Here is a 16,095-nt window from a genome sequence, read left to right on the forward strand (position 1 = left end):
CACAACCGTATCACGGCGCGGGATGGGCGTCTGACCAGGCCAGGGACCTAGCTGCTCGGCTTGGGGCTCGGGCTGCCGCTCGGGGTGGCGCTGGGCTTGCTCTCCCCACCCCCGGCACCGCCGGTCCGGCTCTCCTCGGCCTGTGCGTCCTCGGCCCGCTGGAGGGCGTCCTCCAGGTCCTTCTGCGCCCGGCCGTACGCCTCCCAGTCGTTCTCCTTCAAGGCCTCCTGACCCGCGTCGAACGCCTTCTGGGCGTCCTCCAGGGCCTGTTGGACCGTCGGGTTGTCGGACGTCGGCGGTGGTGTCGTATCGCCGCTGTCCGGTGGCTCGGGAGTCGCGCCGTCGGCTCCGAAGACCTTGTTGAGGGCCTCGTCGAGCGTGTTCTCGAAGGCCGTCTGGCCTCCGTAGGTCACCAGGACCTTCCGCAGCAGCGGGTACTTCAGTCCACCGCCGCGTACGTAGACCGGCTCCACGTAGAGCAGTCCTCCGTCGAGCGGCACCGTCAGCAGGTTGCCGTACTCCACCTCGGAGTCGCCGCCCCTCAGGAGCCTGATGGATTCGGCGATGTCCTCTTGGGAGTTGAACTGGCTCTGGACCTGCTTGGGTCCGTTCACCGTGGTGTTCGTCGGCAGTTTCAGAATTCTGATCTTGCCGTAGTCACTCGTGCCCGCCTCGGCGTCGACCGCCATGAACGCGCTGAGGTTGTCCCGGCCGGTGGGGGTGAAGGTCGTCGTCAGCGAGAACGACTGCGCCTGCTGGTCGGGCATCTTCATGCTCAGGTAGTACGGCGGCACCGCGCTGCCCGAGCGGTTCGTCGGGTCGTCCGGCACCTGCCACACCTCGCTGCCGCTGAGGAACGTCGTCGCGTCCTTCACGTGGTAGCGCGTGAGCAGCTCCCGCTGGACCTTGAACAGGTCCTGCGGGTAACGCAGATGGTCCATCAGGTCCTTGGAGATGTCGCTCTTGGGCTCGACCGTGTCCGGGAAGGCCTTCATCCAGGTCTTCAGGACCGGGTCCTTGGTGTCCCACTGGTAGAGCTTGACCTCGCCGGTGTACGCGTCGACGGTCGCCTTCACCGAGTTGCGGATGTAGTTGACCTGGTTCTGCTGGGCCACCACCGCGCGGTTGTCGTTGGTGGCGGTGAGCGAGTCGGCCGTGGTGTCACCGAGCGTCGTACGCGAGGAGTACGGGTAGCCGTTCGTCGTCGTGTACGCGTCGACGATCCACTGGATCTTGCCGTTCACCACCGCCGGATAGGCGTCGCCGTCGATGGTCAGCCACGGGGCGACCGCCTCGACGCGCTCCTTGGGCGTGCGGTTGTACAGGATCCGCGAACCGTCTCCGATGGCACCGGAGTACAGGATCTGCGGCTCACCGAACGCCACCGCGTAGGCGGCCCGGTTGACCGGGTTGGAGAGGTTGACCCCGCTGTCGCCCTTGTAGCTGGTGGTCTTCTCGCCGTTGTCGTCGGAGTAGTCGATCTCCTTCTGGGGACCGCCGACGATCGAGTACGTGGTGGTCTTCTCGCCGTAGTAGACGCGCTGCTCGTACGTGCCGAGGTCGCCCTTGGAGGGCAGGTCCGACTCCGTGAAGTTCGGACGGCCCTGGGCGTCCGCACTGGTGCCTTCGGCGGCGACCACTCCGTACCCGTGGGTGTAACGGAAGTGGTTGTTGATCCAGTTCTTCTTCGGGATGCCCGCGAGGTTCAGCTCACGCAGGCCGATGACCGTGTCCTGCTCCTTGCCGTTCTTGGCGTACCGGTCGACGTCCAGGTTGTTCGGGAACGCGTAGTAGTTCCTGATCTGCTGGAGCTGCTGGAACGTCGGCGAGACGATGTTCGGGTCCATGATCCGGATGCTCGCCGTGGAGTCGACGTCGTCCCGCAGCCTGGTCTTGTCCTCGGTGTTGCCGGTGCCCGAGTAGTCGGTGACCTTGGTGCCGTCGATGCCGTAGGCCTTGCGCGTCGCCTCGAGGTTCTTCTCGACGTACGGCGCCTCCTTGGCCTGCTCGTTCGGCTGGACCTGGAACTTCTGCACGATCGCCGGGTACAGGCCGCCGATGAGGATCGCGGAGAGCACCATCAGGCCGAAGCCGATCACGGGCAGCTGCCAGGTGCGCCGCCAGATGGTGGCGAAGAACAGCAGCGCGCAGATGACGGCGATGCAGAACAGGATCGTCTTGGCCGGCAGATAGGCGTTGGCGTCGACGTACCGCAGGCCGGTCCAGTTGTCGGTCGCCCTGAAGTCGCTGGACTTGACCGCGAGTCCGTACCGGTCGAGCCAGTACGCGACCGCCTTCAGGGCCACGAAGACACCGATGAGCACGGACAGGTGCCCGGTGGCCGCCGCCGTGGCGCGGGCGCCCGGGCTGGTGACGCGCAGCCCGCCGTACAGGTAGTGCGTGAGCGCGGCGGCGATCACGGAGAGGATCGCGGCGGCGAAGCCGAAGCCGAGCAGGAACCGGTACCAGGGCAGGTCGAAGGCGTAGAAGGAGACATCCAGCTGGAACTGGGGGTCCTTCTGGCCGAAGGGCACGCCGTTGACCCACATCAGCCAGGTACGCCACTGGCTGGACGCGGAGGCACCGGCGATCAGGCCCACCAGGGCGGTGATACCGAGCAGCAGCCACTTCTTGTAGGGCGCGATGCCCATCCGGTAGCGGTCGAGGTTCTGCTGCTCCATCGACATGGCGCTCAGCGGCGGCCGCAGCCGGTGCGCCAGCCAGATGTTGAAGCCGACGGCGAGGGCCATGAGCAGACCGAAGACGAAGAAGAGCCCGATCTTGGTCCACAGGGTGGTGGTGAAGACCGACGAGTAGTTCACCGACCGGTACCAGAGCCAGTCCGTCCAAAAGCCCGCGAACATGGTGAACGCCATGCCGAGGACGGCCAGGACGCCCAGCGTCATGAGCAGGGTCCGGACTCGCCGGGACGGGCGGCCCACTCTGATCCGCGGCCCCGTCGGGCCTCCGCCGCGGTCCGGCATCTGGAAAGCCAAGGTGCGCACCTCGAAGTTCGCTGTTGATTCGTCAGGCCCGCGTCTTCACGGACCGTACGTGGCCCCCGTGATCGTGGGCCCCCACCTATGCAACTTACTCACCGTTTACTCGGTTCCCGATTCCGGCCAGGAACGAGGCAGGATTGTGACCATGTCCAACACTCCCATGGCTGCGAACCCGCTCACCCGGGCCGTCCTCGAGATCGACGAGTACGTCTCCGGCCTCGGCTGGGACCAGCCGGCCCGCCTCTTCGCCCTCGTCGACACCGCACGGCTCCGGACCGAACAGCCCTCGCTCGCGGACCGGCTCGGTCTGGACGACGAGTCGGAGCAATCCGGCCTCACCCCGATCGAGCAGGACGAGATTCCAACGGGCAAGCCGCTCGACGAGTTCCTGGCCACCATCGCCTGGCCCGACGCGGTGGTCGGCTGCGCCCTCACCGTGGAGCGCCTGATGCTGCCACCGTCCGCGGAGGCTCAGGTTCCGAAGAACCTGGACGAGGCCGCGCTGACGAAGTGGGTGGCGGAGCACCCGGAGCGCCAGGAGGTCCGCATGACGGTCGCGGTCCTGCGCGACGGCACCCGCGACTCGGCCTTGCGTCTGCGCGAGAAGGACTCCCCCACGGAGGTCCTCACCGGCTCCGGCCTGGTGCCGGGCCTGGCGGAGGCGTTGTCGGCGACGTTCGCGGAGTAGCCGGGCGGCTGTGCGGCCCGGACCGGTCCCGCCGACCGGTCCGTCGGCCTACTTGCCGCACTTCGGCAGATCCGCCGTGTCGCCGCTGCGGAGGTCCTTGAGGGCGCCCAGGGCGTCATCGATGGTGTCCACCTTGATCAGGGTGAGACCCTCGGGGGTGCCCTTGACGGCGGCCGCGCAGTTGTCGGCGGGCGTCAGGAAGTACCGCGCGCCCTTGGCCCGCGCACCCACGGTCTTCATCTCGATGCCACCGATCGGACCGACCTTGCCCTTGTCGTCGATCGTCCCGGTGCCGGCCACGAACTTGCCGCCGGTCAGACTGCCCGGGGTGAGCTTGTCGTAGATGCCCAGCGCGAACATCAGACCCGCGCTGGGCCCGCCGACGTCGGCCAGCTTGATGTCGATGGTGAACGGGAACGTGTGGTCGGTCCCGGCGGAGATCCCCACTATGGCGCGCTTCTCGCCGGTGTCGTCGGACGTCGTCGTGGTGATGGTGACGTCCTGCGTCTTCGTCGGTGTCCGCTTCTCCCGCTCCGCCGCGACCTGCTCCTTGGCGGGCACGATCGTGAAGCGGACCTGCTGGCCCGGCTTGTGCTTCGTGACGAGCTTCGCGACGTCGGTCGGCTCCTTCACCGCCGTACCGTCGACGGCCTTGATCACGTCTCCGGCATGCAGTTTTCCCTCGGCCGGAGAGCTCTTGACGACCGTCGAGACGATCACCCAGGACTTGACCGGAACGTCGAGTTCCTTGAGCGCGGCGACCTTGGCGCTCTCCTGGGACTGGCTGAACTCCTCGGCGTTCTCCTGGGTGGACTGCTCCTCGGTCTTGCCGTCCGGGTAGAGCGTCTCGTGCGGCACGACCTTGTTGTCGTGGGCCAGCCAGCCGTAGACGGCCTCGACCAGGTTCATCCGGTAGTCGGCGCTGGTCACCCGGACCGTCGTCATGTTCAGATGGCCACTGGTCGCATACGTCTTGCGCCCCGCGATCTGCAGCACCGGTTCACCGTCGTGGTCGCCGAGCGTGTTCACCGTCGGTCCCGGGGACATCTCCGAATACGGCACGGGGATGAATACTCCCGCGCACAGAAGCGCGATCAGCATCAGGGTGGAGGCGAGCATCGTCGCGGTGCGGCGTGGCATGACTCGACAGTACGTGACGGGTCTGTCAGCGCACCGTCAGGGCCGCCCGTCCGGGGCGGCCCTGTGGTCTCAAACGCTTGTGACCTGCTGTTTCCCTGGCCGTCAGCTCCCCTGCCGGGGCTTTTCCATGGCCTCGCGGAAACGGGCGTAGCCGATGAGCTCCGGGCCGTCTCCCCGAGTCTTGCGGGTCCGGTTGGCCCAACTGCCCCAGAGCCCCGCGCCGATCGCAGCCGCAAGCGGAATCAGCAACCAGGCGAGCGCCGCCATGCCGACCTCCTACCCCATCGAGCATCCGCAACTGACTGATCAGCAGATTAACCATCCGCAGTGACAACGCTCACGCCAGGGGTGCGGTTACGCAACTGGAGGCAGGCGCCCCGTTCTAGCAGGCCCCGACCCATTCCTCGGTGCCGTCGGAGAACCTCTGGTGCTTCCAGATGGGCACTTCGTGCTTGAGGTCGTCGATCAGCTTCCGGCAGGCCTCGAAGGCCTCTCCGCGATGCGGGCACGAGACGGCGACGACCACGGCGAGGTCGCCGACCCGGAGGTCCCCCACCCGGTGCACGGCCGCCAGCGCCCGCACCGGGAAGTCGGCGACGACCTTCTCGGCGATCCGCCTCATCTCGGCCTCGGCACTGGGGTGGCAGGAGTATCCCAGCTCCGCCACGTCGGCGCCGCCGTCGTGGTTGCGCACCGTCCCCACGAAGAGCGCGGTGCCGCCGGCCGCGTCGTCGCCGACGGCCCGGAACACCTCGTCCACGGTAAGGGCCGTGTCCCGAATCCCGATCAGCTTGATGGGGTCCTGCGCGGCCTGCTCACCGGGGTGATCGTTCCTGGATGCCATGCCTCCATCGTGCCGCACGGGACCGACAGCGCGGAACAGAGCTGTCGACCGGCACACGTGCGGGCCGGTCGGAGTGCCTGCAGGGGTGTCTCTCTCAGATCCGCCGCCGGGCCTTCCGTGCCCGCCGTACGACCGCCGCCGCGCCCAGCAGTGCCACCGTCGCCCCCGCGGCGCCCGCGGCGGTCGCGTCCTTGCGGCCCAGTCGCCGTCCGGCCACCGTGTGCCGGCCGGAGACCTCCTCCAGGAGCTCCGCCAGCACCTCCTCGTTGGTGTAACGAGGGCGCCACCCGACGTCGTGCAGCCGGCTGCCGCTCACCACCCAGGGATACATCGTGTAGGCCAGGTCGCCCGCGGGAGAGGGGGTGAGCCCGATGCGGTGCAGACGTGCCGCCGCGCCGAGCGCGACCGCCGACGGCAGTTCCATCCGGCGGATTCCGCTGAGCTCCTCGACCTCCTCCTGCTCCAGCCATCCCTCGCAGCCCACGGCGAGTTCCCCGTCGACCTTCCCCAGGACGGCGTATTCCAGCGCACTGCACAGGTCCTCGACGTGACAGAACTGCCACGCCGGCCGCGACCCGGCGACGACCAGCAGTCGAGGGGACTCGAAGTACCTGGTCAGCGCGGTGTCGGTGCCTCCGACCAGGACGGCCGGCCGCACCACGGTGACGTTGAGCCCCGGGTGCGCCCGTGGCGCCCGCCGCGCCAGCCGCTCGATCTCCAGCAGGTCGCCGACGCCCGTCGCCTCCGCCGTGGCCCGCAGTTCCGCGTCCTCGGACAGCGGCAGCTCGTTGTCCGGCAGGGCCCCGTAGACCATCGTCGAGGTGCACAGCACGACCCGGTGCACTCCGGCCGCCGCGGCGGCGGTCAGGACGGTCTGCGTCCCCCGTACGTTGTAGGCCGTTCGGGCGGCCGCGTCGGTCTCCAGGTCGAGATCCAGCGCCAGGTGCACCACCACGTCGGCGCCGCGCAGCTTGTCCGCGATGGCCGGATCCCGTACGTCCAGGATGTGCCACTGCGCCGCCGCGCACTCGCCGCGCCTCTCGTCGATGGCCACGACCTGCTTGACCTCGTCGGACGCGGCGAGCTGCTCGGTGAGCAGCGCTCCGACGCCGTACGCGGCGCCGGTCACCGCGACGACGGGTCCGCGCGGCGCGGCACTCGCGGAACTGGTTGACTGGTTTCGCGCTGCGCGAACCTGCGGATCTGGGGAACTCACCGGGCGTCTCCAGCGGTTGTCTTCAGTACGAGCACGTGCGACGCGTGCGTACCAGGTGGCATCCATCCTGCCGCAGGCTGTCAGTCGGCGAAGCACCGAGGCCCGATCCGCCCCGGGTGTCTACGCTGGGTGGTGTTGTCGGGCAGCCGTGCCGCCGGAAAGAACCGGCGGCCCTACCAGCCGAGGAATCCCGTGAGTGACACCCCATTCGGATTCGGCCTTCCGCCGGAGGAGCCGGACGACGGCGACGAGGGCAAGAAGAAGGACCAGCAGAGCGGTGGTGGTCAGGGACCGGCCAATCCGTTCGGTTTCGGCGGCCTGCCCGGAGCCGGAGGCTTTGGCGGTGGCCCCGGCGGCCCCGGTGCGGACAATCCGTTCGCAGCCATGTTCGGGTCGCTGAACCCCTCCGACCTGGGTGCCGCGTTCCAGCAGCTGGGCCAGATGCTCTCCTACGAGGGCGGCCCGGTGAACTGGGACATGGCCAAGCAGATCGCCCGCCAGACTGTCTCCCAGGGCAGCCCTGACGGCACCAAGGACACGAGCGTCGGCCCCGCCGAGCGCAAGTCCGTCGAGGAGGCCGTCCGCCTGGCCGACCTCTGGCTCGACGACGCCACGTCGCTGCCGTCCGGCGCCGCCTCCGCGGTGGCCTGGAGCCGCGCGGAATGGGTCGAGGCGACCCTGCCCGCCTGGAAGGAGCTCGTCGATCCGGTCGCCGAGCGCGTCGGCACCGCCATGGGCGACGTCCTGCCGGAGGAGATGCAGGCCATGGCCGGCCCGCTGATCGGCATGATGCGCTCCATGGGCGGCGCCATGTTCGGCACGCAGATCGGGCAGGCCGTCGGCGTGCTCGCCGGTGAGGTCGTCGGCTCGTCCGACATCGGCCTGCCGCTCGGCCCGGCAGGCAAGGCCGCGCTGCTGCCGGTCAACGTCGAGACGTTCGGCAAGGACCTGAGCGTCCCGCAGGAGGAGGTGCGGCTGTACCTCGCCCTGCGCGAGGCCGCCCATCAGCGCCTCTTCGCGCACGTGCCGTGGCTGCGCTCGCACCTGTTCGGCGCGGTCGACGGCTACGCGCGCGGCATCAAGGTCGACACCGCCAAGCTGGAGGACGTGGTCGGCCAGTTCGACCCGCAGAATCCGGAGCAGTTGCAGGAGGCGCTCCAGCAGGGCATGTTCCAGCCGGAGGACACGCCCGAGCAGAAGGCCGCCCTGGCCCGTCTGGAGACGGCTCTGGCGCTCGTCGAGGGCTGGGTGGACGCGGTGGTCCACGCCGCCGCGAAACCCCGTCTGTCGTCCGCCGACGCCCTTCGCGAGACGCTGCGCCGCCGCCGCGCCTCGGGCGGCCCGGCCGAGCAGACGTTCGCCACGCTGATCGGTCTGGAACTGCGCCCGCGGCGCCTGCGTGACGCATCCCGCCTGTGGGCCTCGCTCACGGACGCGCGCGGTGTCGACGGCCGGGACGCCCTGTGGCACCACCCGGACATGCTGCCGACGGCCACCGACCTGGACGACCCGGACGGCTTCGTGCACCGCGAGCAGATCGACTTCTCCGAGCTCGACAAGATGCTCGGCGAGGCGGCGGACAAGCCCGACCCCAAGAAGAAGGACGAGGGCGAGGACAAGAACAAGGGCGACGACGCCGGGTGAGCCTGTACGACGACGCGGTCCTCGTGCTGAAGGGGTACGAGGACCAGACGGATCTGCGCCAGGCCTACCTGGACCACCTGGCGGAGCACCCGGACGGCCTGTGGAAGGCCTGCCGGGCGGGCCACATCACGGCGAGCGCCCTGGTCATCGACCCGGAGGACGGCCGGGTGCTGCTCACCCTGCACAGGAAGCTGCAGAAGTGGTTGCAGATGGGCGGCCACTGCGAGCCGGGTGACCGCTCGCTCGCGGCCGCGGCCCTGCGTGAGGCGACGGAGGAGTCCGGCGTCTCGGGGCTCTCCCTGCTGCCGGGCGGCCCGGTGCGCCTGGACCGCCATCCGATCCCGGCTCCCTGCCACTGGCACTTCGACGTCCAGTACGCGGCCCTGGCGCCCCCGGACGCCGCGCACACGGTCAGCGACGAGTCCCTCGACGTGCGCTGGTTCGGGTACGACGAGGTTCCGGAGGTGGCGGACGAGTCGGTCGTACGACTGCTGGGGGCGACGCGGGCGAGGCTCGCGGCCTGAGCATGAGTAAGGGGCGACCGTGAAGCCGGTCGCCCCTTACATATGTCCTGGTGCTCGGCCGCGCCCCGAAAGGGGCGCGGGGAACTGCGCGACCAGCCACCTACGGCCCGCAGCCCCCAGGAGCCCGTCGGCCGAACCCGCGGAGCGATCAGCTCCAGACGTTGCCCTGGTTCTGCCCGCGTGCCCCCTGCTGGCCCATGCCGTACTGGGCGGAGAGGCCCGAGCCGATCCGGGCGTTCTGCGGCGGGAGCAGCTCGCTGGGCTGGACCAGCGCGAAGCCGGTGCCCATGAAGCTCAGCTCCCAGCCCTCGCCGGTGCTGCCGCGCCGACGCCACACCCCGGAGGAGTGCGTCTGGGCCTGCATCTGCACGCGCAGGCCCGTCGACCAGGCGACGATCGCGTCGGCGTCGCAGTTGACGTACCGGTCGGGCGTCACGTGCAACAGCAGCGGCATGCCCGAGGTCATCAGGGCGACCTTGCCCCGGCCGGTGATGTTGAGCTGGTACTTCCCGGAGCCGGAGATGCCGTAGAGGCTGTCGACCGCGATGACCTCGTGGTGCAGCGAGGAGTCCATCGCCAGCACGTAGCTGCTGTCGACGGTGAGGCCGTCCTGGTCCACGTCCATGACGTGGACGTGCTGCTTGAGGTTGGCGAGATAGACCGTGCCCTGCCCGTGGCAGCGCATGAGGTCGAGTCCCTCACCGGTGTGCGCACGCGCGCGTGCCTGGTCGCGGCCCTGGTACTCGGCGTCGAACTCGACGAGGCCCTGGTAGGCGACCATGGTGCCCTTGCGGGCCAGGATGTCGTCGTGGCCCTCCAGGGCGACGCGCAGCATCTGCTTGTTCTGCAGGCTCCAGCGTTCCTGGGTCTGCTGCTCGTTGTAGGCGAAAATCGGGCTCTGCATGACGTTCTGGCTCCCCCTCAGCCCCGGAACCGCAGGCGGTCGGTGCTGTCCTCGCTGGGCTGGACGACGACGATGCCCTGACCGGAGAAGGCCATCTGGTAGGCCTCACCGCTGCCGCGGCCGATCAGCGACTGGGCCCGGAAGCTGCGCTTGCCCTTCACCTTGAGGTTCGGGGACCAGGCGACCAGGGCGTCGGGGTCGACGTACGTCTCGTCCTCGCCGCCTCCGCAGTCGACGACGATGGGCTTGCCCCGGGAGGTCAGCGCGACCCAGCCCTGCCCGGAGATCCTGGTGTTCCACAGGCCCTGCCCGGCGAACTTCGCCAGGCCCTTGACCCGCTCGACGCCCCACGTCAGATGGGCGTCGAAGGCGAGCAGGTTGGTGGCGTTGACGGAGATCCCGTCGCCGTCGAGATTGATGACGACGACGTTCGCGCCGTAGTCGGCGAGGTAGAGCAGGCCGTCGCCGGAGCACTTCATGAGGGGCGCGCCCTCGCCGGTGAGCCAGTCCTTGGCGATCTGGCGCACGGCCGGCGGATTGGGCTCGTACTGGACGAACCCTTCGTAGGCGACCATCGACCCCACGCGCGCGAAGAGGTCGTTCCCCGTCTGCATGGCGACCTTCAGCATGTGGTTGCCGTGGTTCTCCATGCGGGCGGTGACGGGGGCGGGGGCGTGGCCCGCGAGCTGCTGTGTCATGACGGGCTCCCTCAGACCTCGTACGGCTGGACGACGATGAAGTTGCCGGGTGCTCCCCGGAACTGGAGGTTCACGCTCTCCCCGGTGTCACCGGGGTAGGCGTTGCGGCGCATCCGCACCTGACTGGAGACGACGACCTGGGCGGCGGCCGACCAGGCGACCACGGCGTTGCAGTCGGCGAACGTCGTGGGCGTCACCGGGAGAACCACGGGCGTGCCGTGCGTCTTGACCACGATCGTGCCGGTGCCCTGGAACTGCATGGTGAACAGGGCGCCACCGGGGATGCCGTGGCCCTCGATGCGGCGGACCTCGTAGGTGAGGCTCTCGTCGAACGCGAGGACGTTGTCGGCGGAGACGCAGACGGCGTCCCCTTGGAGCTCGATGGGGTGGAGCATGGTCGAGTTCTCGGCGAGGAACACCTGTCCCTGGCCGGTGCAGCGCATCAGCTGCATCTCCTGCCCGGTCGCGTTGCCCACGACCCGTCCGGCGAAGCCGGCGCCCTTGTAGCTGAAGTCGACCTTGCCCTGGTAAAGCACCATGCTGCCCTGCCGGGCCAGCACGGGCTGTCCGCCGATGCCGAGGTCGACGCGGACGAGCTTCTTGTTCTGCTGCGTCCAGCGCTGCCCTGTGGGGGTTTCCTTGAACTTCTGGAGAGCGGCGCCGACGCCGGGGCCCTGCGACGCGCCCTGGGGAGCCCCTTGAGGCGCTCCGTAGGGGGCGGCCTGCCCCAACGGCGGCTGCTGTCCGTAACCCGGGGGCGGAGTGGGCTGACCGTATCCGGGCGGCGGGGCCGCGAGGGTCTGGGGCGCCTGGGGCACGTGGGGCTGGCCGTACCCCGGGGGCGGCGGGGCCGTCTGGCCGGGGGCCTGGCCGTACGGCGGCTGCTGCTGGCCGGGCCGGCCGTACGGTGCGGGCGGCGGGGCCGGGGGCGGCACCGGGGAGCCGCCGGGCGGGGCGTTCACGGGCGCCACGATGGTCGGGTCGGCGTGCACCTGGGGTGCGGGCGCCGGAGCCGTGGGCGGCGCGGCGCCGACCGGGGGCGCGAAGCCCTGCGCGGCGGGCTGGGGAGCGGGCGCCGGAGTGGGAGGCACCGGTGCCGGTGCAGGGGCCGGAGGCGCTGCCGGTGCAGGGCTTGGAGGCGCTGCCGGTGAGGGTGCCTGGGCCGGTTCGGCTGTTCCGGGGACGCCGAACGCGGGCGGGGCGAAGCCCGGGGCCGCGCCGGCCTGCGGCTGCTGGGCGGCGGGCTCGGGCGTCTCCTCCTCGGCCACCTCGCCGCCGAAGTTCTTCAACAGCGCGTCGAGACCGCCGTCGAAGCCCTGCCCGACGGCGGCGAACCGCCAGACGTCCTTCAGATAGAAGTCGCCCAGCATCACGGCCCGTTCGGTGGAGAACTCGGAGCCGCTGAAGGGGTAGCGGGCCACCTCCTCGCCGCCCGCGACGATACGGATGTAGCCGGGGGCGATCTGCGACATCTGCCCGGGACCGTCGATCGTCGCCGTGAAGGACAGCTTCCTGATCTGCGGCGGGATCCGGTCGAGCGTCACCCGGAAGGACTCCGTGTCGCCCGCCTGGGCACCGAGAAGCTGAAGGGACTCCTCGGGGGACTTCGGCTGGTTGTAGAAGACGAAGTACCGGTCGTCCGAGAGCCGTTCGTCGGCGTCGAGGCCGAAACAGCTGATGTCGAAGCTCAGTCCCGGACCGGAGATCTGCACACCTACGTACAGATCCGTGCCCGCGGTGAGGTCACTGATTCTGGCCTTGTGGCCGCGTTGGAATTCCCTGGCCATGCGTAACGACCGTCCCCCATCCAGAACGTGAGTGCGTCGCGCCAGGCTAATGGCAAACTCGGACACCGGACGCTGTCGGTACAGACCCGGTACAGAACCCTGACCGGCCGTATCGGCTGATCGCCGGGGGGAAGCGGTCACTCACCCCGGACGCTCACTCCGCCGGGCGCTCACCCCGCGCACCGGGCACGTGGGGCAACCGCTCGGCGGCGACGACGCCTTCGAGGTAGCCCCGGGCCCGTTCCGTGCGGGGATAGGCACCCAGCAGCTCCCAGAAACGGGGGCCGTGCCCGGGAACGAGCAGATGGGCCAGTTCGTGGACGAGGACGTAGTCGACGACGTACTCGGGCATGCCCTGGAGACGGTGCGACAGGCGGATGCTGCCCTCGGACGGGGTGCAGGATCCCCAGCGCGTGTTCTGGTTGGTCACCCAGCGCACCGAAGTGGGCCGGGCGCGCCCGTCGAGGTACTGGTCCGAGAGACGCCGGGCCCGCTCGGCCAGCTCGGCGTCGCCGAGGGTCCGCTTGCTCTCCTGGGCGGCCAGCTTGTCGAGCATGACGTTCACCCAGCGCTGCTCCTCCGCCTCGGACATCCGGGCGGGGATGAGTACCACGGTGCGATCGCCCTCGCGGTACGCGGAGACCGTTCTGCGTCGGCGGGCACTCCGGCGGACCTCGATCGCGCTCGCCCGCGAGCCGCTCGGCGGCTGGCTCGTGCTGCGCTGTGGTCTTCCGGCGCGGTGCAGGGGGTCGGCGGGCACGCCCCGACGTTACCCGCTGCACCCGGGGAAGTCCCGACTCCGGGACGGTTCGCTGCCGCTGCCCTGCACTGGCCGCCGGATTTGTACGACGAATTCCCGCGTCTGTGGACAACTTTCTGCAGGCGACGACACGTTCGGTCATGCTGGCTGTCGTCGGCGAAGCGATGGGCGATTCGGTCCGTGACCGGAGGCCGGGCCCGCGGCCACTCTCGGGCTGCGCCCACGCTCGACCGGCGTACGGGGACGATCTGCGACATACGGGGGGACTGTCATGCATCCGCTGGTGAAACCCGCGCTCAAGCGCGGCTGGCGCGACCTCAACACCGTGCAGTTCGGGATGACACCGGCGCATGCGATGACGCTCGGCCCGATGGACCTGGCATCGGGCAGTTTCCTCGACCTGCTGAACGGCACGCGGGGCATGGAGCTGCTGCGCGAGGAGGGGCGCAGGATGGATCTGCCGGACGGCCACGTCGACGGACTGGTACGGCGGCTCGCGCGGGCCGGGCTCCTCGACGACGCACGGGGCGGCGGGCCGGCCGCCGACGCTCTGCGGAAGAAGAAGGAAGTCCTGGACCGGCTCGGGCCCGACCTGGCCACCCTGTCCCTGACGACCACCGAGCCCGGCGACGCGATCAGGCAGCTGGCCGCCCGGCGCTCGCAGCGCGTGCGGGTGCGGGGTGCGGGCCGCGTGGGTGCCGTCCTGGCCTCGCTGCTGGCGGGGGCCGGCGTGGGCGAGGTGGATGTGCTCGACGGTGGCAGAGTGGAACCGTGGGACGTCGCCCCGGGCGGGCTGCCGGCGGAGGCCGTCGGCGACCGCAGGGACGAATCGGCCCGCCGCGCCGTACGCCGGGCGGCCCCGGGCCGGCCACGGCGCCGCTCGGCAGCACATCCGCCCCCGGAGGAAGGCGACCCGGGCTTCTCCCTGGTGATCGTCGCGCCGCGGGACGATGTCGCGGTACACGCGCCGGACCCGGCCGCCGCCGAGCCCCTGATGTCATCCGGGACGCCGCATCTGTACGCCGGCGTCGTGGAGGGAACCGGTGTGGTCGGCCCACTCGTCCTGCCCGGGGAGACGGGCTGCGCGGGGTGTCTGCACGAGAGCCGCACCGACCGGGACCCCACCTGGCCGCGGCTGGTCGCCCAGTGGCGCTCCGGCAGGCAACGGCAGGTGCGGCCCTGCGACCTGGCACTGGCCACGACCGTGTCCGCACTGGCGGCCGCCCACGCGCTCGCCTTCCTCGACGGCCGGGTTCCGTCGACTGCCGGGGCACGCTGGGAGGTCTCCCTGCCCACGCTCCACTGGCATGCCAGGCCGGTCTGGGCGCACCCGGCATGCCCGTGCGCCGCGGCGGAGAGAGGAAATGGGGAGCACCCCTCCATGGACGGGGAGCCGCACGAGACAATGGCGGTGCAACGGTCGTCGGAGCAGTGCCGTGAGGCAGCCGCGAAGCGGCCGGCTGGGACTTGGAGGGCGCATGTCTGATCTTCCCCGGAAGGCGGTCACCCGGACCGCCAAGCTCGCCGCGCTCCCGCTCGGCATCGCCGGGCGGGCGACCTGGGGATTCGGCAAGCGGATCGTCGGCGAGTCCGCGGAGCTCGTCGGCCGCGAGCTCCAACAGCGCACGGCAGACCAGCTGTTCAAGGTGCTGGGCGAGCTCAAGGGCGGAGCGATGAAGTTCGGCCAGGCCCTGTCGGTCTTCGAGTCGGCGCTGCCGGAGGAGGTGGCCGGCCCCTACCGGGCCGCGCTGACCAAGCTCCAGGAAGCGGCGCCGCCCATGCCGACGCGCACGGTGCACGCGGTGCTGGAGGAGCGGCTCGGCGAAGGCTGGCAGGAGATGTTCCTCGAGTTCGAGGACAAGCCGGCCGCGGCGGCCTCCATCGGCCAGGTGCACCGAGGGGTGTGGCACGACGGCCGCGAGGTGGCGGTGAAGGTCCAGTACCCGGGCGCGGGCGAGGCCCTGCTGTCCGATCTGAACCAGCTGAGCCGCTTCTCCCGCCTGCTCGGTCCGCTGGTCCCCGGCATGGACATCAAGCCGCTGATCGCGGAGCTGAAGGACCGCGTCTCCGAGGAGCTGGACTACGGCCTGGAGGCCCAGGCTCAGCAGGCCCACGCGGAGGAGTTCACGGACGACCCGGACGTGGTCGTGCCGCAGGTGGTCCACCAGTCCGACCAGGTCCTGATCACCGAGTGGATCGACGGCATCCCGCTCTCGGAGATCATCACGGACGGTTCCCAGGAGCAGCGCGACCGGGCCGGCCAGCTCCTGGCCCGCTTCCTGTTCTCCGGCCCTGCCCGCACCGGCCTGCTCCACGCCGATCCGCACCCGGGCAACTTCCGGTTGCTGCCCGGCGGCCCGGACGGTGAGGACGACTGGCGCCTGGGTGTCCTGGACTTCGGCACCGTCGACCGGCTCCCCGGCGGTCTGCCGGCCACGATCGGCGAGTCCCTGCGCATGACCCTCGACGGGGAGGCCGACGCGGTCTACGCGCTCCTGTGCGCGGAGGGGTTCGTGAGGGAAACCATAGAGCTGGACCCCGACGCGGTGCTCGACTACCTGCTGCCGATCATCGAACCGGCCCAGGTCGGGGAGTTCACCTTCACCCGGGGCTGGATGCGCAGTCAGGCGGCCCGGATCGCCGACCCCCGCTCCCCCGCCTACCAGCTCGGCAAGCAGCTCAACCTGCCACCGTCGTATCTGCTGATCCACCGGGTGACCTTGAGCACGATCGGTGTGCTGTGCCAGTTGGGGGCCACGGTGCGTCTGCGTGAGGAGTTGGAGGAGTGGCTGCCGGGTTTCGTCCTGGAGGGCCCGACGGACGGTGAGGAGTCCGCGGAGGAGGCGTGAGCCGTCTCCGGGGCCTCCGCGCCCGGCGGTCGCGCGGCA

The 16,095-nt window shown here is 70.3% G+C and carries 14 protein-coding genes; 5 read left to right on the top strand and 9 right to left on the bottom strand.

Annotation, left to right across the window (positions count from 1 at the left end; genetic code table 11):
* Nucleotides 1-47: 47 nt before the first annotated feature.
* The gene (locus IE97_RS0105940; protein WP_234310754.1) at nucleotides 48-2,984 is read right to left on the bottom strand and encodes a UPF0182 family protein; all 2,937 of its coding nucleotides are present in this window, start codon (nucleotides 2,982-2,984) and stop codon (nucleotides 48-50) included.
* 163 nt (nucleotides 2,985-3,147) lie between these two features.
* On the opposite strand from IE97_RS0105940, the gene IE97_RS0105945 reads away from it, so the two are divergent.
* Nucleotides 3,148-3,690, top strand: coding sequence for a PPA1309 family protein (locus IE97_RS0105945; RefSeq protein ID WP_030232342.1), 543 nt, complete (start codon nucleotides 3,148-3,150; stop codon nucleotides 3,688-3,690).
* A 48-nt stretch (nucleotides 3,691-3,738) separates the two neighbouring features.
* On the opposite strand, the gene IE97_RS0105950 is transcribed toward IE97_RS0105945, so the two are convergent.
* The 4 genes from IE97_RS0105950 to IE97_RS0105965 form a co-directional block, all read right to left on the bottom strand.
* The gene (locus IE97_RS0105950; RefSeq protein ID WP_030232345.1) at nucleotides 3,739-4,830 is read right to left on the bottom strand and encodes a PDZ domain-containing protein; all 1,092 of its coding nucleotides are present in this window, start codon (nucleotides 4,828-4,830) and stop codon (nucleotides 3,739-3,741) included.
* A gap of 102 nt (nucleotides 4,831-4,932) precedes the next feature.
* Nucleotides 4,933-5,097, bottom strand: a complete 165-nt coding sequence (locus IE97_RS42410; protein ID WP_199807088.1) for a hypothetical protein — start codon at nucleotides 5,095-5,097, stop codon at nucleotides 4,933-4,935.
* A 115-nt stretch (nucleotides 5,098-5,212) separates the two neighbouring features.
* Nucleotides 5,213-5,674, bottom strand: coding sequence for a molybdenum cofactor biosynthesis protein MoaE (locus IE97_RS0105960; RefSeq protein ID WP_030232348.1), 462 nt, complete (start codon nucleotides 5,672-5,674; stop codon nucleotides 5,213-5,215).
* Between the two features lie 94 nt (nucleotides 5,675-5,768).
* The gene (locus tag IE97_RS0105965; RefSeq protein WP_030232351.1) at nucleotides 5,769-6,890 is read right to left on the bottom strand and encodes an SDR family oxidoreductase; all 1,122 of its coding nucleotides are present in this window, start codon (nucleotides 6,888-6,890) and stop codon (nucleotides 5,769-5,771) included.
* Nucleotides 6,891-7,082: 192 nt separating this feature from the next.
* Between IE97_RS0105965 and IE97_RS0105970 the strand changes: the two genes are divergently transcribed.
* A complete protein-coding gene (locus IE97_RS0105970) occupies nucleotides 7,083-8,534 on the top strand; it encodes a zinc-dependent metalloprotease (RefSeq protein ID WP_030232354.1) in 1,452 nt (483 codons plus the stop codon).
* Complete coding sequence (locus IE97_RS0105975; protein ID WP_030232357.1) at nucleotides 8,531-9,058, top strand: NUDIX hydrolase; 528 nt, start codon at nucleotides 8,531-8,533, stop codon at nucleotides 9,056-9,058. Before IE97_RS0105970 ends, IE97_RS0105975 begins: the two co-directional genes overlap by 4 nt.
* A gap of 148 nt (nucleotides 9,059-9,206) precedes the next feature.
* Here IE97_RS0105975 and IE97_RS0105980 read toward each other — a convergent pair whose 3' ends face one another.
* The 4 genes from IE97_RS0105980 to IE97_RS0105995 form a co-directional block, all read right to left on the bottom strand.
* Entirely contained in the window at nucleotides 9,207-9,962 is a 756-nt protein-coding gene (locus IE97_RS0105980) for an AIM24 family protein (RefSeq protein WP_030232360.1), read from the bottom strand.
* A 17-nt stretch (nucleotides 9,963-9,979) separates the two neighbouring features.
* Nucleotides 9,980-10,660 carry an AIM24 family protein gene (locus IE97_RS0105985; protein WP_030232363.1) on the bottom strand — a complete coding sequence of 227 codons (681 nt, stop codon included), beginning with the start codon at nucleotides 10,658-10,660 and terminating at the stop codon, nucleotides 9,980-9,982.
* Between the two features lie 11 nt (nucleotides 10,661-10,671).
* Entirely contained in the window at nucleotides 10,672-12,447 is a 1,776-nt protein-coding gene (locus IE97_RS0105990; protein WP_030232366.1) for a TerD family protein, read from the bottom strand.
* 154 nt (nucleotides 12,448-12,601) lie between these two features.
* Nucleotides 12,602-13,207, bottom strand: a complete 606-nt coding sequence (locus IE97_RS0105995) for a M48 family metallopeptidase (RefSeq protein WP_030232368.1) — start codon at nucleotides 13,205-13,207, stop codon at nucleotides 12,602-12,604.
* Between the two features lie 271 nt (nucleotides 13,208-13,478).
* Between IE97_RS0105995 and IE97_RS0106000 the strand changes: the two genes are divergently transcribed.
* Nucleotides 13,479-14,693 (top strand): TOMM precursor leader peptide-binding protein, encoded by a 1,215-nt coding sequence (locus tag IE97_RS0106000; protein ID WP_030232371.1) that lies wholly within the window; start codon nucleotides 13,479-13,481, stop codon nucleotides 14,691-14,693.
* A complete protein-coding gene (locus tag IE97_RS0106005) occupies nucleotides 14,686-16,056 on the top strand; it encodes an ABC1 kinase family protein (protein ID WP_030232374.1) in 1,371 nt (456 codons plus the stop codon). The genes IE97_RS0106000 and IE97_RS0106005 overlap by 8 nt, the downstream gene beginning before the upstream one ends.
* Nucleotides 16,057-16,095: the final 39 nt, after the last annotated feature.

Source organism: Streptomyces sp. NRRL S-455, assembly GCF_000717875.1.
GTDB lineage: Bacteria > Actinomycetota > Actinomycetes > Streptomycetales > Streptomycetaceae > Streptomyces.